Origin of the sequence: Sagittula marina (assembly GCF_014196795.1) — a bacterium.
Lineage (GTDB): Bacteria > Pseudomonadota > Alphaproteobacteria > Rhodobacterales > Rhodobacteraceae > Sagittula > Sagittula marina.
In genome coordinates this window covers 225,841-252,391 of record NZ_JACIEJ010000004.1, presented here as the reverse complement: position 1 = coordinate 252,391, position 26,551 = coordinate 225,841, and the positions used below count along the sequence as shown (strand labels likewise).

22 protein-coding genes are annotated in these 26,551 nt (G+C 59.5%); 9 read left to right on the top strand and 13 right to left on the bottom strand.

Translation table 11 applies throughout. The features are described 5' to 3' along the window. The first annotated feature begins 7 nt into the window (after positions 1-7). Complete coding sequence (locus GGQ68_RS09670; RefSeq protein WP_183965423.1) at positions 8-544, top strand: hypothetical protein; 537 nt, start codon at positions 8-10, stop codon at positions 542-544. A gap of 7 nt (positions 545-551) precedes the next feature. Here the strand turns inward: GGQ68_RS09670 and GGQ68_RS09665 are convergent, their stop codons facing one another. After that, entirely contained in the window at positions 552-995 is a 444-nt protein-coding gene (locus GGQ68_RS09665) for a DUF4174 domain-containing protein (RefSeq protein WP_183965421.1), read from the bottom strand. A gap of 166 nt (positions 996-1,161) precedes the next feature. On the opposite strand from GGQ68_RS09665, the gene GGQ68_RS09660 reads away from it, so the two are divergent. The 6 genes from GGQ68_RS09660 to GGQ68_RS09640 all read left to right on the top strand — a co-directional run bounded on the left by GGQ68_RS09660 (position 1,162) and on the right by GGQ68_RS09640 (position 7,290). Next, on the top strand, positions 1,162-2,097 hold the full coding sequence (locus GGQ68_RS09660; RefSeq protein WP_183965419.1) for a hypothetical protein: 936 nt from the start codon (positions 1,162-1,164) through the stop codon (positions 2,095-2,097). Further along, the gene (scpA, locus tag GGQ68_RS09655; RefSeq protein ID WP_183965417.1) at positions 2,060-4,189 is read left to right on the top strand and encodes a methylmalonyl-CoA mutase; all 2,130 of its coding nucleotides are present in this window, start codon (positions 2,060-2,062) and stop codon (positions 4,187-4,189) included. Before GGQ68_RS09660 ends, scpA begins: the two co-directional genes overlap by 38 nt. Before the next feature lie 448 nt (positions 4,190-4,637). Then, complete coding sequence (locus tag GGQ68_RS24580) at positions 4,638-4,766, top strand: hypothetical protein (protein WP_281374704.1); 129 nt, start codon at positions 4,638-4,640, stop codon at positions 4,764-4,766. A 256-nt stretch (positions 4,767-5,022) separates the two neighbouring features. Continuing rightward, positions 5,023-5,640, top strand: a complete 618-nt coding sequence (locus GGQ68_RS09650; RefSeq protein WP_183965415.1) for a VOC family protein — start codon at positions 5,023-5,025, stop codon at positions 5,638-5,640. Between the two features lie 448 nt (positions 5,641-6,088). Further along, positions 6,089-6,772 carry a molecular chaperone DjiA gene (locus tag GGQ68_RS09645; protein WP_183965413.1) on the top strand — a complete coding sequence of 228 codons (684 nt, stop codon included), beginning with the start codon at positions 6,089-6,091 and terminating at the stop codon, positions 6,770-6,772. A gap of 158 nt (positions 6,773-6,930) precedes the next feature. Then, a complete protein-coding gene (locus GGQ68_RS09640) occupies positions 6,931-7,290 on the top strand; it encodes a hypothetical protein (RefSeq protein ID WP_183965411.1) in 360 nt (119 codons plus the stop codon). Between the two features lie 21 nt (positions 7,291-7,311). On the opposite strand, the gene GGQ68_RS09635 is transcribed toward GGQ68_RS09640, so the two are convergent. The 9 genes from GGQ68_RS09635 to GGQ68_RS09595 all read right to left on the bottom strand — a co-directional run bounded on the left by GGQ68_RS09635 (position 7,312) and on the right by GGQ68_RS09595 (position 21,000). Beyond that, the gene (locus tag GGQ68_RS09635; RefSeq protein ID WP_183965409.1) at positions 7,312-8,850 is read right to left on the bottom strand and encodes a Ppx/GppA family phosphatase; all 1,539 of its coding nucleotides are present in this window, start codon (positions 8,848-8,850) and stop codon (positions 7,312-7,314) included. Between the two features lie 97 nt (positions 8,851-8,947). Then, entirely contained in the window at positions 8,948-10,249 is a 1,302-nt protein-coding gene (locus GGQ68_RS09630; RefSeq protein ID WP_183965407.1) for a flagellin, read from the bottom strand. A 259-nt stretch (positions 10,250-10,508) separates the two neighbouring features. Beyond that, positions 10,509-11,750: a flagellin gene (locus GGQ68_RS09625; RefSeq protein ID WP_183965405.1), complete on the bottom strand. Its 1,242-nt coding sequence runs from the start codon at positions 11,748-11,750 to the stop codon at positions 10,509-10,511. A gap of 234 nt (positions 11,751-11,984) precedes the next feature. Beyond that, entirely contained in the window at positions 11,985-13,238 is a 1,254-nt protein-coding gene (locus GGQ68_RS09620; protein ID WP_183965403.1) for a flagellin, read from the bottom strand. Positions 13,239-13,473: 235 nt separating this feature from the next. Beyond that, a complete protein-coding gene (locus GGQ68_RS09615) occupies positions 13,474-14,715 on the bottom strand; it encodes a flagellin (RefSeq protein WP_183965401.1) in 1,242 nt (413 codons plus the stop codon). A gap of 296 nt (positions 14,716-15,011) precedes the next feature. Then, on the bottom strand, positions 15,012-17,231 hold the full coding sequence (locus GGQ68_RS09610; RefSeq protein WP_183965399.1) for an RNA degradosome polyphosphate kinase: 2,220 nt from the start codon (positions 17,229-17,231) through the stop codon (positions 15,012-15,014). A gap of 100 nt (positions 17,232-17,331) precedes the next feature. Next, complete coding sequence (locus GGQ68_RS09605) at positions 17,332-18,027, bottom strand: HdaA/DnaA family protein (protein ID WP_183965397.1); 696 nt, start codon at positions 18,025-18,027, stop codon at positions 17,332-17,334. Then, positions 18,024-19,100, bottom strand: a complete 1,077-nt coding sequence (locus tag GGQ68_RS09600) for an AI-2E family transporter (RefSeq protein ID WP_183965395.1) — start codon at positions 19,098-19,100, stop codon at positions 18,024-18,026. Before GGQ68_RS09600 ends, GGQ68_RS09605 begins: the two co-directional genes overlap by 4 nt. A gap of 106 nt (positions 19,101-19,206) precedes the next feature. After that, positions 19,207-21,000 (bottom strand): pentapeptide repeat-containing protein, encoded by a 1,794-nt coding sequence (locus tag GGQ68_RS09595; protein WP_183965393.1) that lies wholly within the window; start codon positions 20,998-21,000, stop codon positions 19,207-19,209. A 190-nt stretch (positions 21,001-21,190) separates the two neighbouring features. Between GGQ68_RS09595 and proS the strand changes: the two genes are divergently transcribed. Both proS and GGQ68_RS09585 read left to right on the top strand, forming a co-directional pair. Next, positions 21,191-22,540, top strand: a complete 1,350-nt coding sequence (gene proS / locus GGQ68_RS09590) for a proline--tRNA ligase (protein ID WP_183965391.1) — start codon at positions 21,191-21,193, stop codon at positions 22,538-22,540. A gap of 142 nt (positions 22,541-22,682) precedes the next feature. After that, the gene (locus GGQ68_RS09585; protein WP_183965389.1) at positions 22,683-23,198 is read left to right on the top strand and encodes a DUF2937 family protein; all 516 of its coding nucleotides are present in this window, start codon (positions 22,683-22,685) and stop codon (positions 23,196-23,198) included. A gap of 4 nt (positions 23,199-23,202) precedes the next feature. Here the strand turns inward: GGQ68_RS09585 and glmM are convergent, their stop codons facing one another. The 3 genes from glmM to GGQ68_RS09570 are packed head-to-tail and all read right to left on the bottom strand — an operon-like array spanning position 23,203 to position 26,550. Next, complete coding sequence (gene glmM, locus GGQ68_RS09580; protein WP_183965387.1) at positions 23,203-24,558, bottom strand: phosphoglucosamine mutase; 1,356 nt, start codon at positions 24,556-24,558, stop codon at positions 23,203-23,205. Next, positions 24,558-25,568, bottom strand: a complete 1,011-nt coding sequence (folP, locus tag GGQ68_RS09575) for a dihydropteroate synthase (RefSeq protein ID WP_183965385.1) — start codon at positions 25,566-25,568, stop codon at positions 24,558-24,560. The genes glmM and folP overlap by 1 nt, the downstream gene beginning before the upstream one ends. Before the next feature lie 43 nt (positions 25,569-25,611). Further along, positions 25,612-26,550: a dihydroneopterin aldolase gene (locus GGQ68_RS09570; protein WP_183965383.1), complete on the bottom strand. Its 939-nt coding sequence runs from the start codon at positions 26,548-26,550 to the stop codon at positions 25,612-25,614. Between the last annotated feature and the right edge of the window lies 1 nt (position 26,551).

The following is a 26,551-nucleotide window of genomic DNA, read 5'->3' as shown; positions in this document are numbered from 1 at the left end:
CCCGGTAATGACACGTTGGCGAACATTGAGCCTGCTTTGGGCGCGCAGTATGGCGGGGCTGATCGGGCTCACGCTGCTGGCGTCTTGTTTTACGATGGATGCAGAGGAGGAGCTGCGAGAGGAGCTGAAGCAGTTCGTCTATCTCGCACAAACGCGGCGGTTCGAATCACAGGCGACTTGCACAGCGGCGATCTTCGACCTGGCGGGAACCGGCGTGCGGTCAGAGGCTGTGCGAACCGTGTCGAATGTGCGTGCCGGGCTGAAACTGGTACAAGAGGGGCGCGCGGTTGCCTTCGATGTGCCGGGGCTGACGCCCAACATGGTGTCCGAACAGATGATGTCCATAAATCTTTATGCAGGGATGGGGCTGATCTCCAGCTTCGTGGGACCGTCGCTCGCCTGCATGGACGATCAGTTTCAGGTAGACGCGTACTACGCGCTGATGTCGCAGGACACTTTGACGATCTACGACCCAACCATGAACGCGATCATGTTGTTGCACCGACCACGACAACTTCTGTTCTTCATGCGGGGCAACGTTTAGGCGCGGTTCAGAAACCTTTCAATTCGTCCTTGCGAAGCGGCAGCTTGTCGATGGAGCGAGAGATTTCACGCACCGACCAAGGCCCCGGCTTTCGCGTGACGATGGTGCCATCCTTGGCCATGACCACCAGCATGAAACCTCGCGGTCTCAGCGCCATGCGGACAGATGACCGGGCCGATGGATCGCTGTCCGCGATGATCACCACGTCGCGTTCTTCCAAGGCGCTGTATCGTCCCGTGAGCAAAGAAATCTGCTCCTGGAAGCGCGGGTCGGCCGGGCTGTCGGCAAAGACCACCACCGGGCGTTTGATCCAGAGCCAATCTGCAAGCGTGGTGTTTGCGGCATCCAGCACGATTTCAACCGCGCCGTCCTCGTCGAGGTCGGCGGCCTGTGCTGGCGATGCAAGCCAGAGCGCGCCGAGAAGTCCGAGCAGTACATATGTGCTTTTCATACCGGTGAACATATGTGGATGCGACGCGCTTTCACAGTGCGACACGTGCACTGCCCACGAAAATTTTAACTTTAACGACATCGTCACGCCGCCGCGCGCATTTTCCACGATCAATAGGTGGGTCGACACATGGGGTGCGACCGCCGCACTCGGGGCGCGTGTCGTTATGGAAATCTTTTTGCATCTTGGCGCCCATCGCACCGCTTCCACCAGCTTTCAGGCCTATTTGCGCAGCAATCGCGACGATCTGAACAGCGCGGGTCTTGGGTTTTGGGGTCCATGGCGCACGCGGAATGGGCTGTTGAACGACGTTGTGGAGCGGCCCGACACACATGCCAAGGCACAGCGGGCGGCGGGACGCGTGCAACTGGCCGTGGCACAGGCGCAACGAAAAGGCTTCCAACATCTTTTGGTCAGTGACGAAAACATGCTTGGCACGCCGCGTCGCTGCCTCCGCGACGGCGTGCTCTATACGGGTGCAGGAGAGCGTGTTGCCCGTCTTGCCAGCGCCTTTGGCCATGTCCGTGGCATCACGTTGCAGATCAGGGCACAGGATATGTGGTGGTCGTCGTTGATCAGTTATCTGATCTCGCGCGGTCAAAGGCTGCCGGAGAAGGATAAGATTGCCGCCATCGCCGCTGGCACGCGCACATGGCGGGATGTGATCATCGACATCGCCTGCGCCTGCCCGGAGGCCGCAATCACCGTGACTCCGTTTGAACGGTTTACCGACCGGCCTGACAAGCAGCTCGGCATGATCACGGGGCTGGCGGCGCTGCCGACGGTCAAACCCGGAGAATTCTGGCGCAACCGCAGGCCCGAGCTGTCGGAGCTGCGCGCAACACTTTCGGATCGGGGCGAAGATCCTGACCGCCTACCTGAGGGAGAGGGGCGCTATATGCCCTTCGACGCCCGCCAGCGTTCTGCGCTGCGCGAGGCTTATGCCGACGATCTGTTCTGGCTCCAATCCGGGGCAGAGGGTCTGGCGACATTGCAATCGGACGCGGACCCGGCACGCTGCGGGGCATTCCCGGCAGCCGGTTCGAAACTGAGAGGACAACGACATGACCGACCTGCCCGAAGACTGGCGCGCGACCGCTGAAAAAGAGCTGCGCGGACGTTCCGTAGACGATCTGACCTGGGACACGCTCGAGGGCATCCCGGTCAAGCCGCTTTACACGGCTGCCGACACTGACGATCTGGACCACATGGGCAGCCTGCCGGGGCAAGAGCCGTTCACCCGAGGGGTGAAGGCGACCATGTATGCGGGCCGTCCCTGGACGATCCGGCAATACGCTGGTTTTTCAACTGCCGAAGAGTCCAATAATTTCTATCGCAAGGCGCTCGCCGCCGGTCAACAGGGCGTGTCCGTCGCTTTTGATCTTGCCACGCACCGTGGCTACGATTCCGATCACCCCCGCGTTGTGGGCGATGTGGGCAAGGCTGGCGTGGCAATCGACTCCGTCGAGGACATGAAGCTGCTCTTTGACGGCATTCCCCTGGATCAGGTCTCGGTTTCGATGACCATGAACGGCGCTGTGATCCCTGTTCTGGCCTCCTTCATCGTTACGGGTGAAGAGCAGGGCCACGACAAGTCCGTGCTGTCCGGGACCATCCAGAACGACATTCTGAAGGAGTTCATGGTCCGCAACACCTACATCTATCCGCCGGCTCCCTCGATGCGGATCATTTCGGACATCATCGAATATACTTCGAACGAGATGCCGAAATTCAACTCCATTTCCATTTCCGGCTATCACATGCAGGAAGCGGGCGCGAACCTCGTCCAGGAGCTGGCGTTCACGTTGGCAGACGGTAAGGAGTATGTGAAGACCGCCATGGACGCAGGGATGGACATCGACAAGTTCGCCGGGCGGCTGTCGTTCTTCTTTGCCATTGGCAAGAACTTCTTCATGGAGATTGCCAAACTTCGCGCCGCACGGCTGCTGTGGCACCGTATCATGACGGAGTTGGGGGCGCAGAACCCGCGCTCCAAGATGTTGCGGACGCACTGCCAGACGTCCGGCGTCTCCCTGGCCGAGCAGGACCCGTATAACAACGTGATCCGAACGGCTTACGAGGCGATGTCGGCGGTGCTGGGCGGCACGCAATCGCTGCACACCAATGCGCTGGATGAGGCGATTGCCCTTCCGACCGAATTCTCGGCCCGCATCGCACGCAACACGCAGCTGGTACTGCAAGAGGAAACCGGCGTGACCAACGTGGTCGATCCGCTCGCGGGGTCGTATTACGTCGAAAGCCTTACCGCCCAGCTGGCAGAAGAGGCGTGGAAGCTGATCGAGGAAGTGGACGAGATGGGCGGCATGACCAAGGCCGTTGAGTCCGGTATGCCCAAGCTGCGCATCGAAGAGGCCGCCGCCAAGCGTCAGGCCGACATCGACCGTGGCACCGATGTGATCGTCGGCGTGAACAAATACCGCCTGGAGCAGGAAGAGGACCTGGACATCCTCGACATCGACAATGCCAAAGTCCGCGAAAGCCAAGTCGCGCGATTGGAAAAAATCCGTGCCACGCGCGACGAACCAGCCTGCACCGCAGCGTTGGAGGAACTGTCCCGTCGGTCCAAAGAGGGTGGCAATTTGCTGGAAGCGGCCGTCGAGGCCGCCCGCGCCCGCGCAACGGTTGGAGAGATCAGCATGGCTATGGAAAAGGAATTTGGCCGTCACCGCGCTGAGGTCAAGACGCTTGCGGGGGTCTATGGTGCCGCCTACGAAGGGGACGAAGGCTTTGCCGCAATTCAGAAATCCATCGAAGATTTCGCCGAGGAAGAGGGCCGGCGGCCGCGCTTGCTGGTGGTGAAGATGGGTCAAGACGGTCACGACCGCGGGGCGAAAGTGATCGCCACCGCCTTTGCGGACATCGGTTTTGACGTGGACGTGGGTCCTTTGTTCCAAACGCCGGATGAGGCGGCGCAAGACGCGATCGACAATGACGTGCATGTCATCGGGATCTCGTCCCAGGCTGCGGGTCACAAGACGCTCGCTCCGCAACTGGTGCAAGCGCTGAAAGATCAGGGCGCGGAAGACATCCTTGTCATTTGCGGCGGTGTAATCCCGCATCAGGACTACGAGTTCCTCCATAATGCAGGGGTGAAGGCGATTTTTGGCCCGGGAACGAATATCCCTGAAGCAGCCCAGGATATTCTGAAATTGATCCGCTCCGCACGGTCCTGATGGGGGGACGCCTGATAGTTGGCTAGTAACACTGGCCATCATAGCCGCAGCACCATGCATTGCGTGGTGCTGCGCAGCGCATGTCGGCAAAGCAGGGGCTCGTGGCGAAGTTGTCGAAGGCTATATATGCCCTAAGACGCTGTATGCGCAGAGAATTTAGTGGATTATCGCACCACATTGTCCGAACGTCTCTGCGGGGCCGGCGTCAGTAGCCCATCGGTCCATATTGGCCAATTTTATACATGTGTGTTTCTGGCTCATTACACCCGTTGAGCCGTGGGCGGTGGGAAAAACAACGAAGCGTCCTGCCGAGAAGATCGTTGAGAACATGAGGTGTGCGATTTTCCACTGAGTAAAAAATCCGCAGTGTCTTGAGTGGGGTGCGAGGCGAGGGCAGAAGTGCTGGGCCGTGCCGCCGTTTGGTAGGAGATACCCGTCCGTCGAAGAGATGAAGAAACTGCGCCGCAACGCCAGCTTTCTACAGCAAGCCATTGCGGAATCGACGCTGGAGTTGTGCTTGCTCGAAAAGAGCATGAAGGATGACGGCGCGCGCAAAATTGACTTACCCAGTATCTGAGACCCTTGCGAGCATGAAAAAAGGTCGGGCCGTTAACCCGCGAGATAGCCCAACTAAGCTTTTTTCAATTCAAAACAATTTTGTACCGAGTGTCTCGGCTTTGGTCGTTGGCCAGCGGGTTTGAGATTTCATGCGCTGGACGTGCAGATGAAAGTCTCTGCAACGTGATGAATTTTTTCGTCCTGATCTGCGGTTTTTCACCTTTGCAGTATTCGGTGCGCGGCTTAACGTCTTGCGACCCTACGAAAGTTGGAAAATGGTAAAGCTTGCCCTCGATCATATTGCCGTTCTTGCCGAAACGCTGGCAGAAGCTGTGGGCCATGTAGAGGCTGCCTTGGCCAGACCGATGGAGCCGGGCGGTTCGCATGAACGCTTTGGGACCCACAACCATTTGATCGGGCTGAATCCCGATCTTTATATCGAAGCTATTGCAGTTGCCCCCTCTGCGCCGGCTCTCCCGGACGCGCGTTGGTTTGGATTGGACCACTTCAAGGGGGCGCCGCGCCTGGACAAATGGGTGTGTACCGTAGACGATATTGAAGCGGCGGTTGCGGCGCTGCCTATGGCGGGTCAACCTGTTCAGCTCACACGGGGTAGTTTAAGCTGGACCATGGCAGTGCCGAAAGACGGATTGCTTCCTTTCGATGGGCTTTTTCCTGCGTTGATTCAATGGCATGTGCCTGTACCGCCCGGGAAAGCCTTGACCGCTGATGATGCCGAGCTGTTGTCGCTGACGGTGTCGCATCCCGAGGCCGAATTACTTCAGACGATCTTGGCGCCTTATCTGGACGATGCTTTGGTTTCTTTCAATCCTGGCGCAGCGGGTCTGGTCGCGCGAATCCGACATGCGGAACAGGACATTCTGCTGTCCTGATCCTGTGCTTTCTTGCGGTGTGCAACACACCACGCCATCTGGGATGCGATCGGTAACTGAGGCTCTGTCATTTGAACCTTTGAGCGGAAGGTCGAGGCGGTCTGTTCGTGACCCTGCTTTCGGTGTCGTAATTTTTAAGTTTCAGAGGCGCATCGCCATTTGCTGAATTTTCCGCCTACAGCGAGCTCTTAGCTGCGCCCGAACTATGAAAGCCCGGGCCAGGTCGCGCCAGAGTTTGTCAGGCAAAGCCGTTGACGCACGCTGTAGTCCGCAGTGGTGACTCTCACGGTGGTGTACACATGATGAGGGGATCGTTTCTGGCACAGATCCAGCTTCTTCACTTGGGAGCAAGGTCGTGCGCTGCACGGATCTGGTGTTTGTGCAAAAATTACCGTGAATGCGTTTCGATTTACCTGACAGGTTTTCTGCAGTGCGGTATATTGGAAAGATGTCGATTTGGTCCCGCATAACGCAGGCGCTGTCAGCGCTGACCTCTGGCGAAGGGCTGAATCAGCTCTTCGAACGGATGCGCACGCCGCCTGAGCGGTCTGTGGGCTTTACCATCGCCGTAATCGCGTTGTCCGCCAAGATGGCGAAGGCCGATGGCTTGGTCACACGGGATGAGGTTACAGCTTTCCGCGAGGTCTTTGTCATCGCGCCGGAGGATGAGAAAGACGCTGCGCGCGTCTTTAACCTCGCACGGCAGGATGTGGCTGGATTCGAAGAATATGCGCGTCGCATTCGCACGATGTTTTCCTCTGACATGGGGACCCTGTGTGATCTGATGGAAGGGCTGTTCCACATCGCTTTGGCTGATGGGGATTATCATCCGGCGGAAGATGCGTTTCTCGAGCGGGTTTCTGAGCTATTCGGGATGGAGGAAAAGCGGTTCCGCGCCTTGCGCGCGCGCTTCGTTCCCGATGCGCAGCCTGATCCATATGGGGTTCTCGGCGTGGAGCCTGACATGCCCTTGCCAGAGATTCGGCGTCATTGGCGGCAGCTTGTGCGCGATAGCCATCCAGATGTGATGATGGCGCGCGGATTGCCCGAGGAAGGGGTGCGGCTCGCAGAACGTCGCATGGCTGACATCAATCAAGCGTGGGAAGAAATCTCTGCCCGCGAAACTGCCTGATAGCGCAATTACATGCTCAGCCGACTTCAGCGGCCGCTGGAGGGCGCTTTGGTCTCGCACTATCTTGGCCTTCCACTTTCGTGGAGTGATGAGCTTCTTTTTGTCAGTATCTGGAAGAACGCCTTGGCATGGACGCAGGGCATGCATATCCTACAAGCATGACACGTTTCGCAGCCTTTCTAGCGCTCATACTTCTCGCTCTGCCTGTTGCGGCGCAAGAGGAGGAGGATGGATTCAACCTGATGGAAGAAGGCGCGCGTCAGTTCTTTGAGGGCCTCATGACAGAGGTGGAGCCGACGTTGGAAGAGTTGCAGCGCACCATGCGCGAAGTTGGTCCTCAGATGCAGGATTTTCTGGTGGAAATGGGTCCAACTCTCAAAGGCATCCTCGAAAAGGTGGACGATTGGGCCGTCTATGAGGCACCGGAAATGCTGGAGAATGGCGACATCATCATCCGTCGCAAAGAACCTCTTGAGCCGGATGCCGAAGACGCTGCGCCCGAGGAAATCGAGCTGTAAGCTTGGCGGCCAATATCTGGATCAGCCTGCCTCGACGCCAAAATCTTCGGCCCCCAGCGCCTGCGCCAACGACTTGAATCGGGATCTGGCGACCTCGCCGTAAAGGTCCATCATGTCCGGGTCCAAGGTCAGCGCAAGCCGTGTGCCGTCCCAGGACAATCGCGCATGTCCGGCGCTCGCTTCCAGTGTCCAGAGCATTGCGCCAAAGCGCATGGCCTTTCCCAGCACCTCCGCCTCTTGCTGATGGGCGTCGTCGAGCAGGGAGTACATGTCCTCGAACCGGGTGCCTTCACGCTTGTTTTTGTAGCGGTGCAACAGTGCCAGTCCAAGATAGACGCGCTCCCAGTGCTTTAGCCCGCCCAGGTTGGCACGGGTGGCATTGTCGAAACAGGTCTCTGCCCGGTAATCCGGGTGCGCGCGCCAAGACACATCATGCAGCCGGCAGGCTGCGTGGATCAGCCGTCTCCGCGCGTCCGATGCATCGGGAAACAGTGGCAAAACGAAATGATAAAGCTGGCGACCAAAGCCCGGCAGGCGGGCATCCTTTGCTTCGGCAAAGCGGCATGCCTCGATCAGAGGATCACGATCCCGCAGCATTTGAGGCATCTGTTCATAAAGCAACCCTTCACGGATGCCATAGCTGGAAATTGCAATATCGGAGGGCTCGAAACAGTTTACCACGCCTTCCAGAACTTCGGCTGCGAACGGGACCAGCGCCATCCGGGTGGAGGATACACCTGCTGCTTTTCGCACCGCATCGTGATCTTCGTTTTCGAGAAATTCGATCGTCTCACGAACGTTCTCGGCGTTCATCCGATATTCATGCAGCACATGCAGCGGGTAGTCCCGGCGCAGCATGTCAATCCGGGCAATGGCGCGCCAACTGCCGCCCACAAGGAACAGTCGATCGCGCTGGGTGCCCATATACCCCGCAAGGGCTTTCAGCTCGTGCTTGATGTGCTTCTCGCGCGCTTTGCGCCCGCCGGAAATATCCATCAGCTTATAGGGACCAAGCGCCGAGGTCATACGACGGCCAACCTGACCTTCTCCAATCTCGGCCAGCTCCATAGACGATCCACCAATATCGCAGACGAGACCGTAAGAGCCAGGCCAGCCCAAAAGCACACCCTGGGCCGACAGTCGTGCCTCCTCGGCGCCGTCGATGACATGGATTTTCAGGCCGGTCTCGGCCTCCACACTGGCGCGGAATTCTCGACCATCTTCAGCGTCGCGCATGGCGGCGGTGGCCACAACCGAGAGGTCCGACAATTCCATGCCTTCGGCCAGCAGTTTGAACCGGCGCATGGCGACCATGGCGCGTTCCCGTCCCTCGGGGTTCAGTCGCCCTGTCTGGTTCATCCCTTCGCCGAGGCCGCACATGATCTTTTCGTTAAAGAAATACGCCGGACTGCGGGCCGCGCCGTCGAAGACGACCATGCGGACCGAGTTGGACCCCATGTCCACCACACCGACGCGGCTCAGCGCGCGCGCCTGCGGATCGTCGAACAATGGACGCCCAAACGCATCCCAATGACCATGGCTGTCGTCGTGACTGTTCATGTCGCGCACTCCCCGTTACCGCTCTCCTATGTGGGTGGGGCAGGGCGGTCAAGAAATGTCCGCCCCTACCAAAGCGTTAACTTTCGTGCCGGGGAATTTACTGGAACAGCCGGAGCAAGTATTGCGGGGCTTGGTTCGCGATCGACAAGGAAATAACGGAGAGCTGCTGCTGCACCTGTAGCGCCTGAAGCTGGGCCGCAGCTTCCTCCATGTTTGCATCGATCAGAGTGCCGATCCCCGATTTCAGGGAACTGCTGAGGCTGGAGATGAAATCGTGCTGTGTTTCCAGACGCATCTCCGCGGAACCAAAAGCCGCAGCCGCGTCGATTGAAGTGCTCAGCAGTCCGTCGATGGCGGCCAGCGCAGCATCGCCGCCCTTTTGTGTTGTGACGTCGATACTGTCCACATATTCCAGTCCTCCACCGATGGTGGTCGTGGCATCAGCGGCAAATTTGTCGATCTGGATGGAAAAATCATTTCCCGCGCCCGTGGCTCCCGTGATGGTCAGTTCGTTTCCGCTGAAGGATGCCTGGATCGACCCGGCGGCGGTCTGCCCCATATTGCCGACGACATATTGGTTGAAGGACAGTGCCAAACCGCGCGTTACATCCGCCATGGTGTCGCCGTCGCGTGCGACGTAGCGAATTTCACGCGCGGCTGTGGTGTTTGCGGGCGCATCTCCCGATGTGGCGGAAATCTGTATGGCGAATGCGTCTCCCGCCGCGAGCCGGTCACTTGAGCCGGTGCCGAAAGCCGTTGTGGCGGTGTTTGGCGTTGCCGCCCCACCTATGGCGAAGGTCGTGCCGTCGCCATTGCCCGCAATGTCGTTCGTGGCGATCGCTTCTGCCGACAGGCCCCCACCGATCTGCGAGATCTCCATGCTCAGATCTTGTTTCCAGACATCAATGTCAGATGCACGTACCCTGCCGTTCGACGAACGGTCGAGAGAGGCGAGAATGCTGATATCTCCGCTGCCGGCGGGGCGCTCCCGATTGTTTAAAAGATTTAAGCCGTTGAACTGAGACGCGCCCACAGTACTGCGGAGCTGCTGCTTGAGCGCCTCGATGTCGGTCTGGATTTTGGCGCGATCAACATTTTCCTCCTGCGCCGCAATGATTTTCTCCTTCATTTGCGTGAGAAGGTCGGTCACAGTCTCTGCACCCTTCCGGGCCACGGCAACAGTGGACTGACCAAGATTCAGGCTGTCCCTGATACGTGCGAACCCAGCCACGTCAGATTCCATCGTCTTGGCGATTGCCCAGACGGCAGGGTTGTGTTTCGCAGAGTTGATGCGTTTCCCGGTGGAGATCATCTCCCTCGTGTCGGACAGCTGCCGATTGATTGCCTTCAAGGTGCGCAGCGCTGTCATCGCGCCGGAATTTGTTAGAATGCTGGACATATGCACACAAACCCTTGTTGTCGGACACCCGTCTCACTGGCTTTTGGCCGTGGGGGGCTTCTGCTTATGCGGGTTGGCTGACGGCCGTCTCGCGCCACTTCGGGTAAGTGCCTCGTCACGATAGAGGATAGAGGTAAACCTGACGCTAAGGTTTGTAACCAAGTGAGGTACTTACTCATTAAAAATGGCCCGCTGAGGATGCGGGCCACTTTGGTTTTGCGTAATAAACTGGACGTCCCTCAGGGGCGTCCCCTCTGCGTTAGCGGAAGAGCGACAGCAGCGACTGCGGCGCCTGGTTCGCGATGGAAAGTGCCTGAACTGCAAGCTGCTGCTGGACCTGAAGGGCCTGCAATTTGGCGGAGGTTTCTTCCATATCGGCGTCCACAAGTGTGCCGATCCCGGATTTCAGCGCGTCTGTCAGGCCTGATACGAAGTCAGACTGTGTTTCCAGTCGCATCTGGGAGGAACCAAAGGCGGCAGCCGAGTCAATGGCGATATCGATCAGGCCATCAATGGCGGCCAGCGCGGCATCTGCACCAGCTTGCGAAGTCACGTCGATATCGTTCAGGTAGTCCAAGCGTCCACCGACATCACCATCGTCCTCAGATCCGTCCAAGGCCGCCTGTTGGAATTCGGCAGCAGCAACAGTGATCGTTGCACCGGTGTTGTTGGTCATCTGGATTTCGCCAGCTGTGCTGGTTTGAGCGAAGGAAACATCGATGCCATCCTCAGCCGCTTGCGCGTTCATTTTCAGAACAAGGCCGGCAGTCACATCTTCCAGCGTGTCGCCTTCGCGAGCAACGTAGGCCACGTCTTCTGTAAGCGCGATGCCGCCGCCGCTGGTGAACTGATACGTATTGCCTGCCGTCAAGCCGCCTGCGGTGTCCTCGACAAAGGCCGCGACGGTTGACGTCGCACCATCTGCCACGCCCCCTGTTGTTGTTGAATCGACAGAGACTGACCCGGCAGTCAAGGCCTTGGTGCTAAGATCCTGCTTGGATACGTTGATGTCGGTGGAGGTCACGATGCCGTTGGACGAGCGGTCGATCGAGGCCAGAATATTGATGGAACCAGAGTCTGCTGTGGTGTCCTGATGGTCCAGCATATACTGGCCGTTGAATTGCGATGCGTTGACAACGGCAGACACCTGATCACGGAGTGCGACGATGTCCGTCTGGATCTTGGCGCGGTCGACGTTCTCTTCCTGCGCTGCGATGACCTTTTCTTTGACTTGCGTGAGCAGGTCGGTGACCGTTTCCGCCCCTTTGCGGGCCACGTCGATGGTTGCCTGACCAAGAGACAGAGATTCAGAAATCTTCTTGAAACCGGCGACATCAGATTCCATGGCGGTCGAAATCGCCCAGACAGCAGCGTTGCTCTTGGCATTGTCCACGCGTTTTCCGGTGGAGATCATGTTCTGAGTGCTGCCAAGGTCACGGTTGACCATTTTCAGGGACTGGAGTGCGGTCATTGCGCCGGTGTTGGTGAGAATGCTGGACATTTTGGTCGCTTTCTATGCTTTGGCGTTTTTACGCCGGGGGTTCACGCCGCAATTGCGGCTTCGGAAAGCGTCGTTCTGACACGTGCAGGTCGCGCATTGGCCTGCGAACCAACCGCCCTTACGGGCCGGATGGGGATCCCCGCCTCATTCGAGGCGAGGAGGAGCCTTCGGTCGTGGTCACATCGAATGAGTTCCTCATTCAGTAATGCCCGGTCCGAAGGTTGCTTCAGAATATTAGCGGAAGAGCGAGAGCAGAGACTGCGGCGCCTGGTTCGCGATGGACAGGGCCTGAACCGCCAACTGCTGTTGAACCTGAAGTGCCTGCAGCTTGGCCGATGTCTCTTCCATGTCCGCATCCACAAGGGTACCGATGCCTGACTTCAGCGCGTCGGTCAGACCGGACACAAAGTCGGATTGGCTTTCGATACGCATCTGAGATGAGCCAAATGCCGCTGCGGAGTCGATTGCAATGTCGATCAGACCGTCGATGACTGCCAGCGCGGAGTCCGCACCGGATTGGGTGGTCACATCGAGATTTGCGAGCTCTTCGAGGCGGCCACCGATGGTGCCGTTGTTCTCGGTCGAGTCGAGCGCGGACTGCTGGAAGTCACCTGCGACAACAGCAATGGCTGCAGTGCCATCGTTTGTCATGTCGATCGTACCAGCGGTCGTGCCTTGCGAGAAGCTGATGGTCAAACCGTCTTCGCTGGCTTGTTTATTCAGCTTGATGACCAGACCGGCGGTGATATCTCCCAGATCGTCGCCTTCGCGCGCTACGTATGCAACATCCGCCGTAAGCCCGGACGCACCACCTGTGGTGAACTGGTACGTCTGGCCAGCGCCAATTGCACCTGTGTCATCCCCAGAAGTGTTGTTTGCGAAGGTCACAACGGTTGCCGTTGCGCCTGCGGCCACGGAGCCAGCGGTACCACGGTCGACGGAGACTGTACCCGCAGCGGATGTGCCGGTTCCGAGGTCTTCCTTGGACACGTTGATGTCGGTGGAGGTCACGATGCCGTTCGACGCACGGTCAATGGACGCCAGTACGTTGATTGAGCCGGAGTTATCTGTCGAGCTGGTGTGGTCCAGCATATACTGGCCGTTGAACTGCGATGCGTTGACAACGGCAGACACCTGATCGCGGAGTGCGACGATGTCCGTCTGGATCTTGGCGCGGTCGACGTTCTCTTCCTGAGCCGCGACAACCTTTTCTTTTACCTGGGTGAGAAGGTCGGTGACTGTCTCTGCACCTTTTCGTGCCACGTCGATAGTTGCCTGACCGAGAGAAAGAGATTCAGAGATCTTCTTGAAACCGGCCACATCTGATTCCATGGCAGTGGAAATCGCCCAGACAGCGGCGTTGCTCTTTGCGTTGTCGACCTTTTTACCTGTCGAAATCATGTTCTGGGTGCTGCCCAAGTCACGATTGACCATCTTCAAGGTTTGCAGCGCAGATGTTGCGCCCGGATTTGTAAGAATACTGGACATTTTGGTCGCTTTCTTAGTTTGGCGTTTTTACGCCGGGTGAGTGCCGCATACACGGCTTCGAAAGCGTCGTTCTGACACGTGCAGGTCCTTCATCGGCCTGCGAACCGCCCGCGTTCGCGAGAGGATCCGTTTCCTCCGTCCCACATCGGGTGGGGCAGAGGGGCGCCCCCGGGGTTCATCAATCTTGCGGAATTTTTCTCGCAAGGGAGACGCCGCCCGGGGGCGCCTCATTGGGTTAGCGGAAGAGACCCAGCAGGGACTGCGGCGCGCTATTGGCGATGGACATCGCCTGAATGCCCAGCTGCTGCTGGACCTGCAGCGCTTGCAGACGTGCGGAGGTTTCTTCCATATCGGCGTCGACAAGAGTGCCGATGCCGGATTTCAAAGCGTCGGTCAGGCCGGACACAAAGTCGGCTTGAGTTTCGAGGCGCATCTCGGAAGAGCCGAAGGCGGCTGCCGAGTCGATGGCAACTTCGATCAGACCGTCGATCACTGCCAGAGCAGAGTCTGTACCCGCCTGTGTCGAAACGTCCATGGATGCCAGCACTTCGAGGCGACCGCCAATGCCGCCGTCGTCTTCGGACCCATCAAGCGCGGCTTGCTGGAATTCACCGGCGGCCACGGCAATGTCGGCGTCTGTGTTGTTGGTCATGGAGATCGTACCAACGCCGGTATCGCTTTGCGAGAAGGTCACGTCCAACCCATCGGCAGCCGCTTGTTCGTTCAGCTTCATTACCAGGCCGTTGGTGACGTCTTCCAGAGTGTCACCTTCGCGTGCCACATAGGCCACATCCTCGCTCAGGGCCAGGTTGCCGCCAGATGTGAACTGGTAGGTATTGCCAGTTGTCAGGCCGCCTGCAGTGTCTTCGACGAAGGTCGCCACGTCGTTGGACTCGCCCGCGACCACCGTGTTGCCCAGCGATGCGTCCACCGAGACGGAGCCTGCAGTGGCTGCGCCTTGGCTCAGATCTTCCTTGGACACGCGAATGTCGGAGGAGGACACGCCGGAGAACGAACGGTCGAGGGAGGCCAGAACGTTGATACCACCGGAATCTTCGGCGGTGCCGGTGTTCTCGAGCATGTACTGGCCGTTGAACTGAGAGGCGCCAACAACGGCAGTGATCTGATCGCGCAGAGCAGCAATGTCCGTCTGGATCTTGGCCCGGTCAACGTTCTCTTCCTGAGCGGAGACCACCTTTTCCTTCACTTGGGTGAGCAGGTCCGCAACGGTTTCAGCACCCTGACGGGCGACGGACACGGTGGCCTGACCGAGAGAAAGCGACTCGGAGACTTTCTTGAAACCTGCGACGTCGGATTCCATCGCGGTGGAAATGGCCCATACGGCGGCGTTGTCCTTGGAGGAGTTCACACGCTTGCCGGTGGAAATCTGCTCTTGGACGTTGCCCATGGACTTGTTGATGTTCTTGAGCGTTTGAAGCGCAGCTGTTGCGCCGTTGTTGGTAAGAATACTCGACATGAGTTTCGCCTTTCGGTTCTTGGCGCATTTGCGCCGGAGTGTGCCGGGCTGATCGCCCGACTTTCGAACCGTCTTTCTGACGTTACGGACCGCGTTCCATTCGAACCCGTCCGCGCCACTGGTCTGTGCACGATGCAAACTGCACTTATGCGCTTAACCTGCGTTTAACACTTTGCGGCCCTCAAGGGGTCATTTCACGGCACGAATTGGGCAGGCTGCCACAGCCGCGCCCAAACCATGAAAAAGGCGGTAACGTTTCAAGTTACCGCCTTGTTATAAAGTGATTTTATTAAGGATCAGCCGCGTGTCTGCGGCTCTTCCCGGCTTGTCGGTACAGGGATTTCCTCGTTTGTGTGGGTCAGTTTCGGCACATCTTTTGCACCTGCCGACCCGCGCCCCGACAAAGACGGGTTCTCCATGAAGAAACGGTGGCAGTTGAAGGCGAATTCGCCCTCCGGCACCGGGTGACGCATGAATTGGCCCGAGGGTTCCATGACCCAGCTTTGTGCCGTGTCCGCCAGATTCGCGGCCATGACCTGACTGACGATCTGGGCCTTGACCGTCGCATTCATGATTTCGACACCGGTTTCGATGCGCCGGTTCAGGTTGCGCCCCATCCAGTCTGCGGAGGAGATGAAGACCCGTGCCTTGCCATGCGGCAGTCCGTGACCATTGCCAAAACAGGCAATGCGCGAATGTTCCAGAAAGCGGCCGATGATGCTCTTGACGCGTATGTTCTCGGAAAGCCCCTTGATGCCCGGCCGCAGGCCACAGATGCCACGAATGACACAGTCGACCTTCACGCCGCCCTGGCTGGCGCGATACAGCGCATCGATCATGTCCGGCTCGATCAGAGAATTCATCTTGATCCAGATATGCGCGGGTTTGCCAGCCTTGGCGTGGGCGATCTCCTTGTCGATCATCTCGATCATGCCGGACTTCAGGGAGTGAGGCGAAATATAGAGGTTCTCCAACCCCTCTGGCATGGCGTAGCCGCTGAGATAGTTAAAGATCTTCGCCGCGTCGCGCCCCAGCGCGGCATCACATGTAAAGAAGGACAGGTCGGTGTAGATCTTTGCCGTGATCGGGTGGTAATTGCCGGTGCCCCAATGGGTGTAGGTCACCAGCTTGTCGCCCTCGCGGCGCACCACCTGACTGATCTTGGCGTGGGTTTTCCAGTCTAGAAAGCCGTAGACCACATGCGCACCGGACCGTTCCAGCCGCCGTGACTGGCGGATGTTGGCTGCCTCATCAAACCGCGCTTTCAGCTCCACCAATGCGGTGACGGATTTGCCTTCTTCGGCGGCTTCACACAATGCCTCGACAATCGGGGAGTTCTTGGACGTACGATACAGCGTCTGTTTGATCGCGACCACGTTGGGGTCCAAAGCCGCCTGATTAAGGAAGCGCACCACCATGTCAAAGGTCTCGTAGGGGTGATGCAGCAGCATGTCCTTTTGCTTGATCGCGTCGAACATGTTGCCGTCGTGGTCTTGTACGCGCTCCGGCACACGCGGAGTAAAGACCGGCCACATCAAATCAGGGCGCGCGTCAATCACCAGCTCCTTGGTGTCCGCGGCGCCGATCATCCCTTCGAGTTCGATGACTTCGTCGGCGTCAACATGAAGTTCACGCATGACGATATCGCGAAGGCTTTTGGGCGCCCCGGCAGAGACGGTGAGACGGACGACTTCGCCACGGCGACGACGTTTCAGGGCGACCTCAAATTCGCGCACGAGATCTTCGGCCTCTTCCTCGACTTCCAAATCGCTGTCGCGCAGAACGCGAAAGCCAAAATGATCCTTGGATTTATAGCCGGGAAACAGCGAGTTGATGTGCAAAAGCACCACGTCTTCGAGCAGGATCAGACGGTGTGTCCCTTCCTCGGAGGGCAACCGCATAAAGCGGTCGATCTGCGCCGGGATCGGCAGCAGCGCCTGAAGCGGGCGTTTGTCGCGGTTGCGCTCCAACTGCAAGGCAAGGCAGTAGCCCATGTTCGCGATAAAGGGGAAGGGGTGCGCCGGGTCGATTGCCAAGGGCGAGAGAACCGGGAACACCTGATTCAGGAATGCCTCGTTCAGATGCGCACGGTCCGCTTCCGTGAGATCGTCTCGCGTGACCACGTGAATGCCTGTTTCCGCCATGCGTGATTTCAGCACGCCCAGAACGCGCTGCTGTTCCGACATCAGGCGGCGTGCATCTTCGTCGATCAGCACCAGCTGTTCTGCAGGGGTCAGCCCATCGGCAGCCGGTGTGGTGTTGCCATTGTGGGCAAGCTCCCGAAGACCCGCCACGCGGACTGTATAGAACTCGTCGAGGTTCGCCGCAGAAATCGACAGAAAGCGCACCCGTTCAAGGAGCGGCACACGGAGGTTTTCGGCTTCCTCCAGCACACGCCAGTTGAAGCCCAGCCAGCTGAGCTCACGGTTATAGAAGCGCCCCGGCCCGGTCAGGTTCAGATCCGGAAATTCGGTGGCGGGCGACAGCGGGCTTTTGAGGAAATCTGCGATGGTCATGAGCGGCTTATGCCTATGGGTTTGCAAAACATTTATGACAATTCATGTCACCCACCGTGATATAGCGTCCGCTTGGAAAAAGCTACGATTTGGGCAGGTGTCATCGACCGTTGCGGGCCGCCAACCAACGCGTCAGCACCTCGGATGCCATATTCCGCGTCACTTTCCGCTTATGAGCCAGGCTTGCCTCGTCTAGGGCGGTGACAATCTCTCGCGCGGCGGCGTGGCTGCGGGGCATGTGACGGGTCAGATAGGTCAACACCTCCGGCGCGGGCATCTGCTGGCGGTCGGCGAAGAGCTTCATGAGCATGGCGCTTAGCAGCGCGTCGTCCGGTGCGCCAAGGCGGGCCACCTGAGCGCCCATCATGCGGCTTTTCAGATCAGGGAGGATCAGCGGCCAGTGCGTCGGCTCTCGGGTTGCGGTGAACAGCAGTGAATGCCCCTGCGCCAGAACGAGGTTGTGCAAGTGGAACAGGGCTGCTTCAGCGTCACGCTGTCCTGCGACCGCTTCGATGTCTTCGACACAAACAGGGGACCGCGCCAAAGCAGGCACGACGCCCTCGGTGATCGCCCCGGCGGACACGATCTGCGCCTTGGCCAATCGTGCCCAGACGTGAGCCAGGTGCGTTTTGCCTGCACCGGACGGTCCACACAGCACCATCTTTCGCGTAGGCCAGTCCTGCCACCCTTCGACCAGGGCAACGGCCATGGCATTGGCCTCGCTCACAAAAAATTCTTCCCGCCCCAGCGCCTCACGGGCGGGCAGGGGCAGGGGCAATTGCTCTGGCGTGTTCATTTCTCTACGCCGTCCCGTTCAGCGGAATATCCAAGATAGAGTTTCGAGCCTTTGTATTGCTGCCCGAGGAAACGCACGATCACCCCCAGCGCCGCCGCCAGCGGCACGGCCACCAGCAGGCCGATAAACCCGAACAGCGCGCCAAACACCGACAGGGCCAGCAGCAGCCAGACAGGATGCAGTCCAACGGAATCGCCCACGAGCCGCGGCGTGATGACGTTGCCCTCAAGGAATTGACCAGATTGGAAAATCGCCCATACGGCCACGATCCACCACCATTCGCCCCAGAACTGGAACAGCGCCAGGCCGATCGCCAGTCCCCCGCCTACGATCGCGCCGACGTATGGGATAAAAGTCAGCATGCCCGCCGCGACCCCGACCACCAGGCCGAATTGCAGACCCACAAGCCACAAGAGCACGGCATAATAGGTGCCCAAGATGACCATCACCGACCCCATTCCACGGATGAACCCCGCCAGCACGCCGTCTATCTCGCGGGCGAGATGACGGATGGTCTCCTTGTGATCCAGCGGAACAAGGTCGTCGACCTTGGCCGTCATCCTGTCCCAGTCGAGCAGCATGTAGACGGTGACCACAGGGACGATCAGAAACAACATCAGGATATTGAGCAACGATCCGACCGAGGTCAGCGCGGTCTCCACCACGGTGCCGCCCTTTTGCTTGATGGTGTCGCCGATGGAGGCCAGCGCCGAATGCAGCGCGCCGCCTTCGCTCATCAGGGTTGGGAATTTCTCTGTCAGGAAGGCGCGCAGATCAAGGAACAGCTCTGGCGCGATGGAGAAAAGCTGTGTCAGCTGGTCCACCAGCATACGCGCGGCCGGCAGCAGCACCACGATGAAAAGCACGATACAGGCTATTGTAATGGTGGCCGTCGCGGCGGCGCGGCTGAATCCCCATTTTTCCAGCCTGTCAGCCACCGGGTCGAGCGCATAGGCGATGGCGCTGCCCAGCACGAAGGGCAGCAGCACGTCGCCTAGGAACCACAAAACGACCGCGAAGATCGCAAAGGCGATCCCCCAGTACTTGAGTTGTTGCCGTACCGGCAGAGCCATGCGCGTTCTCCTGTTCGCTTCCTTTTTCGCCCGTGCAGCATGGTAAGGCAAGGGGGGAGACGCGATACGTCCGAGTGACGACGCTACGCTGTGCGCCGCTTCGGGGTCAGCCCATGGGCGGCGTGTAGTTGTCGGGATCAGCCAGCCACTTGGCCCATTCGTTGTAGAAATCGTACTTGTCGAGTTCGTTGCTGGGCCAGTGGGCAGGACGAGGCATGTTGCCGGGAAGGTTGGTCACGCTGGCATCCCCGAATGTTGTGGTGACCTGCTTTTCAGACAGCGAGCCTTTGAAAAGTGACATCTGCTTCAACGCCGCACCTTGGATACTATCGACATTTATAAAACTGGCACCTTCCAGCCGGGCTCCCCTGAGGTCTGCCCTCTCCAAACATGCCCCTGTGAAGGACGCGCCCTCCAACCTTACTTCTTTGAGGACCGCCCCCTCTAACCGCGCCCCTGTGTGGGAAGCTCCTTGCAACCGTGCCCCTGAGAGGTCTGCCCCCTCCAAACGTGTGCCTACGAGGCACGCCGCCTCCAGCCGAGCCGACGTTAAGTCCGCGCCCTGCAACAGTGCCGCGAGAAGGGACGCTCCGTCCAATCGTGCCTTTTCGAGGTCCGCTCCCTGCATCCGCGCCTTTGCTAGATATGCGGCCTCCAACCGCGTCTGCCTTAGGTCTGCCGCTTCCAATCGCGCCCCTGTGAGGTCCGCCGCATCCAGCAGCGCCTCTTGGAGGTTTGCCCCCTGCAACCGCGTCTCCTTAAGGTCCGCTCCCTCCAGCCTCGCCCGTGCCAAAAGACATCCGGAGAGGTCGTGAGACGAGAGGTCGAGGCGTTGCAGGCTGGTGTTGGTCAGGTCCGGTCGATAGCCTTTGAAGGTTGCCAAGGCTTTTTTCCATGTCGTCAGATCGGTGTTGAAAGCGTGGATCACTGTGTTACCGAGCGGCGCTTCTTCTTCTGTTAGCTCGGGCAATTCCGGGCACGGTGTATCAAAGACGCACTCCGCATCGGCTGCCGCTTTTGGCCCCCAGCGGGCTTCGATGCGTTTTTGCACGGGCGTGCGGCGGCCAATAATGTGGACGGCGAGGGCGATATCTTCGCGAGGTTTGGGGAGGGTTTGGGCCCAGATCGAAGCTTTGGCGAAGAAGTTTTTCACGGTTCCTCCAAAGCGTATCTCGCGTGCTTCAAGATGCGCAGTTCTTTCCTCTTCCGTCGCATCATCCTTCAGTGGTTTCCAATCCGGTTCGGGAAAGTCATGCGCGTCGCGTGCAGGCGCGTTTTCGCGGACGTAGGCGCAGATGATCTCCATCACGCGGACATGGTCGCGGCCTTTGTCATAGGCGGTGCTGTCCTGTGCGATGCGTTCGAGAGAGAGGAGGCCGCCGATTCGGACTTCGATGTTGGGGCGGGATTCTTCGACACCGTCGCGCTTGACCGTTTTTTCCGCCCCGAGGTGCTCCACCGCTTTGGAAATGCGGTCGGTCATGTGGCCTTGTTCGGAAATGCGGGTCTGGCGTTCGGTGGTCCAGACGCGGATCAGGGCGAGGGGGGCGGAGATGAGGGCACCCAGCGATGTGATCAGGCCGACGAAGGCGAGCACGTGCCAGCGCAGTTCCTTGCCAAGAGATACTGGATCGAAGGTTGCTATGATGGCGATGACGGCGGTGAGGATGAAGGCAAAGAGCGGTATGCCCACCAAGGCCAGTATCCATGCCAGTACGCGCAGCCCGGAGAGGGTTTCCGGCTCCGGTTCGGCCATCTTTTGCGCCCGGTCGCGGTAGGATCGGTAGAGCGGTACCGATACGCCAGTGAGCAGAGCCGCTATGAGCAGGGTGAGGAGGACTGGGGCGGAGGCAAGGTCAAGAAGCTGCGCGATGTTTTCACCAACGGTTATATGGGGCACCCTTGGCGGTTCCTGGCCGAAGGGAAGTGGAAGGGGTTCGGTATGGTCGGCCATCGCGGTTCCACGTTGAATCTCTATGTATGCGCCGCCACCATGGCGTGTCTGCACAGCCGGGGGAAGGGGAGGAGGCTTGCCAAGCTTGGCTGCATCCCCCACAACGCCTCTCAAACCGTATTCATGAGGGGTCCATATGCGCCTGTCCCGCTATTTCCTGCCCGTTCTCAAGGAGACGCCTGCCGAGGCGCAGATCGTCTCTCATCGCTACATGCTGCGTGCTGGCATGATCAAACAGGCCAGCGCCGGGATCTATTCCTGGCTGCCGCTGGGCTTCAAGGTGCTGCGCAAGATCGAGGATATCATCCACGAAGAACAGGCCCGCGCCGGTCACATTCCGATCCAGATGCCGACCATCCAGTCTGCCGATTTGTGGCGTGAATCCGGACGCTACGACGCTTATGGCCAAGAGATGCTGCGCATCACCGATCGCCATGACCGCGACATGCTGTTTACCCCCACGGCCGAAGAACTGGTCACCGACATCTTCCGCTCTTATGTGCGCTCCTACAAGGATCTGCCGCTGACGCTGTACCAGATCCAGTGGAAATTCCGCGACGAGATCCGCCCGCGCTTTGGTGTGATGCGGGGCCGCGAGTTTTACATGAAGGACGGCTACAACTTCGATCTGACAAAAGAAGACGCGCTGCACGCTTACAACCGCCACCTCGTCAGCTACCTGCGCACCTACGAACGCATGGGCTTGCAGGCGATCCCCATGCGCGCGGATGGTGGTCCCATTGGCGGCGACTACACGCATGAATTCCTTGTGCTGGCGGACACCGGCGAATCCGAGGTCTTCTATGACAGCGAAATCACCGATCTGAAATTTGGCGAGCGCGAGATCGATTTTGACAACGTCGACCAGTGCCAAGCCGTGCTGGAAGAGTTCACCTCTCGCTACGCGCGCACCGATGAAACGCACGACGAGGCGGTCTGGGCCGATGTGCCTGCGGACCGTCAGCGCACGGCGCGTGGTATCGAAGTGGGTCAGATATTCTACTTCGGCACCAAGTATTCCGAGGCGTTGAATGCTGTGGTTCAGGATCAGACAGGTGCACAGGTGCCGGTGCACATGGGCTCGCACGGGATCGGCGTGTCGCGTCTGCTCGGCGCGATCATCGAGGCGTCGCATGACGACAAGGGCATCATCTGGCCCGAAGGCGTCACGCCCTTCCATTGCGGTATCGTCAACCTAAAGCAGGGCGATGATGAGGCCGATGCAGCCTGCGAGGCGCTCTATGCCACGCTCACCGCGCTGGGTCTGGAACCACTCTATGATGATCGCAACGAGCGGGCAGGCGGCAAGTTCGCCACCATGGACCTGATCGGTCTGCCTTGGCGCATTACGGTCGGCCCGCGCGGGCTGAAAAACGGCGTGGTGGAACTGACCTCTCGTCGCACGGGAGAAAGCGAAGAGCTGCCGCCAGAGCAGGCGGTGGCCCGTATCGCCGAGATTTACGGTGTCGCGCAAGCGCAGGAGTGATCCCGCCTCTCAGCGTTGATTTGCCGCCGTCGAGCCTTGGGCTTGGCGGCGGTTTCGTTTTGACTAGACTGTGGCGAGGGCCTTTGCCCTCCTATAACAGAGCCTCAAGAGAGGCCGACCCGAGGCACGAGAGGAAAAGGGCATGATCCTGCGCGCACTGGCGGTGGGGGCCGGGATGATGGGGGCTATCGGGGCGTCTCAATTTCCGGAGTTCTCGCAGCAATACATGCAGCGGCTCGGCGGTGCCGTGGATGAACTGGACCGCCAGATTACCCGTTACGCGGCCGATGCCGCAGAGGTGGGCATGACCTTACCGGATTATCTTGATCGGCTGGCCAAAGAGGGGCCGCTCGCCCGAACTCAGGCACAGAACATGATTTCAGACATGGCCCGTTATGAGCAGTTGGCAGCAGATCTAGGGGCATTGCAGGGCGCGGGGCCGTTCATGCGGGCCAAACTGGCCACCCACTTGGGCGATGCGCAGATCTGGGCCCGGGCGCGTGAAACTTATAAGCCCGCTGTTCCAGCCACATTTGAGGGCGCGACCTTTGCCGGGACCGGGTTTGTCGCCGGATGGTTGGGTTTGACGCTCATCTTCGGCTTTCTGCGGCGGCTTGTACTGACTCTGCGACGCCCGATCAGACGCCGCAGAGTTTGAGATCTCAGGCAGCGGTGGTCGCGACCTTTTCCACCTCTGCGACAATGCCATCGACCACTTGGGCCAGCAGCTCATCGTCTTCGCATTCTGCCATGACCCGGATCAGCGGCTCGGTGCCGGAGCGCCGGATCAGCAAACGACCATGGCCGTCCAGCTTGGCTTCTGCATCGCGGATTGCGGCTTTGACGGCGGCGTCCTCCAGCGGGGTCTGGCCAGCTCCGTAGCGCACGTTTTTCAGCATTTGCGGTACCGGATCGAAGACATGGGTCAACTCGGAGGCGGAACGCCCCGAGCGCACCATTTCTGCCAGAAACTGCAGGCCGGCCATCAGACCATCACCCGTGGTTGCGACATCCGTCATGACGATGTGGCCCGATTGCTCCCCGCCAAGGTTGAAGCCGCCAGCGCGCATGTGTTCGACCACATAGCGATCGCCCACCTTCGTGCGTTCCAGTCGCAATCCCTTGTCGGTCATGAAACGTTCAAGCCCGAGGTTCGACATCACTGTGGCCACCAGCGCGCCGCCTTTGAGCGTCTGCTGTTCAGCCATGCGTGCGGCCAGCAGCGCCATGATCTGGTCGCCGTCAGCAATTTGGCCCATTTCGTCGATCAGAAGGATGCGGTCGGCGTCACCATCAAGACAGATGCCGACGTCGGCTCCGTGCTCAAGGACAGCTTCGGCAGCCATCTTTGGGTGTGTAGAGCCACAGTCCTTGTTGATGTTCAGACCATCGGGCGACGTGCCTATGGCAATCACATCGGCACCGAGTTCCCACAGGACTTCCGGTGCGGTTCGGTAGGCCGCCCCGTTGGCGCAGTCGACGACCACCTTGATCCCGTCAAGCCGCAGGCCAGCCGGTAGGGTGCCCTTGACCCGCTCCTGATAGCGGAACCGCCCGTCTTCGATACGCTTCGCACGACCGATGTTGCGTGGCTTGGCGGGTTTGACACCTTCCGCAACCATCGTCTCGATCTCTGTCTCAACGGCATCGGAAAGCTTGTACCCGTCCGGCCCGAAAAGTTTGATCCCGTTGTCATCCGCCGGATTATGGCTCGCCGAGATCATGATACCCAGATCCGCGCGCATCGACGCCGTCAGCAGCCCGACCGCCGGGGTCGGGACCGGTCCAAGAAGCAGCACGTTCATACCGGTCGACGTCAGACCTGCGGTCAACGCGTTTTCGAACATGTAGCCCGACAAGCGGGTGTCCTTGCCGATCACAACGCGGTGCACGCCGCCATGTTCATTGCGGAAATAGCGTCCCACCGCAGCGCCCAACGACACGGCCATGTCTACTGTCATCGGGTGGACATTGGCGGTGCCGCGCACCCCATCTGTGCCAAATAGTTTGCGGTTCATCAAAATACTCCTGTTGAAATAGCCCGTTCCATGGCGAGTGCCTGCGCGGTTTCAGCGACATCATGGACACGCACAACTTGTACGCCTTGCGCGGCCATGGCCTGAGCCACTGCCACCGATCCTGGCATGCGCGCGTCCGCAGGACTGGCGCCGGTGATCTTGCCGATGAAGCCTTTGCGAGAGGCACCGACCAGCACTGGGCAGCCCAGGCCATGAAACAACGCCACATGCCGCAGCAGTGCCAGGTTATGCGTCACCCGTTTGCCAAATCCGATGCCCGGATCGACGAGGATCTGGCCACGGGTCAGGCCAGCAGCCTCCAGCGCTTGCACTTGCCGTTCAAGAAAATCGTAGACGTCCAGAAGCACGTCATCATATTGCGGATTGGCTTGCATCGTCTCAGGCTCACCAAGGGTGTGCATCACGCAAACAGGCACCCCATTGCGCGCGCAGTAGGCCGCAAGCATCGGATCATAGGTGAAGCCGGAGACATCGTTGACCAGTCTGGCCCCAACCTGCACGGCGGCCTCGGCCACGGCAGATTTGCGCGTGTCGATGGAGATCGGCATGGAAAGCTCTGACGCGATGGCGCGGATCACCGGCTCGACGCGGGCGATCTCCGCTTCGACGGGGACGGTATGAGCGCCGGGGCGGGTGCTCTCGCCACCCACGTCGATGATGTCCGCCCCGGCGGAGACCATGTCCTGCGCCAATCGTAAGGCGATGCTTGCGGATTGATAGCGCCCGCCGTCCGAGAAGCTGTCGGGTGTGACATTCAGAATGCCCATAACGCGGGTGCGGTTCATCTCCACTCCGGCGATGGGAGGGCGGGACCCGGTCAGGCGCATCCGCCAGACTTCTGGCAGCGCTTCTACGCCCAATGTGCGCGGTGTCTGACCGCGAACATGAGCCACCACCTGCGTGAACCATCCCGCCCCACCGGCCAGCGTCAGGGCATCGTCGGGACGGGGCAGGTCAAAGCGGACAAGGGGCCTGTAGTATGTCATCATACCGTTTCCCTGACCCATTCGCCTCGGTTCTTCAAGTGTGGTTTCAGAAAAGCGGGTCGCCCACTGCGATGGCGCGGGCAGGGACGTGCGTGCTGTCTGGCAGATCTTCGCCGATGATCAGCAATTCGCAGGCTTCCATCTCTTGCGCAAACCAAGCGCTCAGCGCCGTGGCATCCTGAGGTTCTACGCTCGGCCCTTCGATGGCATCGAGCACGATCTTGGACGGCGCCCAGACACAGGTCTGACCGTTCTTCATCGCCCAATCGAGTTCCGTTCGCGTGGCAACGACCTTGCACCGCAGGTCGCGTGCCGCAAGCCGCCATCCATTTTGCTCGATGGCCAGTAGATCCACGCGGCGTTGCGTCATGTGGTGGCTCGTGCTCAGCGGTGTCTCTGGTGGCAGGCCGCAGCACAACACCACCGGAGCGCGACGCGCCACAAGGGTGTCCACCCAGCGCCCCAGATCAGGGTGATCCATGGCGTCGTTCGACAGATGGACAACTCGGGGATGCGGACGCTCTGACGCGGTTTCATCGGCCAAGGCATTAAGATGTGCCGCCACATCGCTGCGGGCACGCACGATTTCGACGCCCAGGGCGCCAGGCCCACGATCAAGCTTTTCAATGCGGACAAAGGCCCGCAGCGCCTGAGGCTCCAGCAAGATCCGCTCTGCTATGCGTTCTGCCAAAGTTTCCAAAAGGTTGAGGCGTTCGGCAGCCAGCTCATGCGCAATGGCCTCTGTGACACGGTCATAGGACAGGATGCGGTCGACGTCGTCATCAAGATCACCGGTAAAAGGCGCGACCTCCACCACGACATTGAACTGAATGCGCTGCTTTGTGCCGCGCTCTGCCTGAAACGCGCCGATCTCGACCTCGACCACATGGTCGCGCAGCGAAATACGGTCGCGCGGGGCGTCGCCAGCTGTAGCGATGGCCCGTTCGGACGGATGCGCAAAGGCGAGGCGGATTTCAGAGGCCATG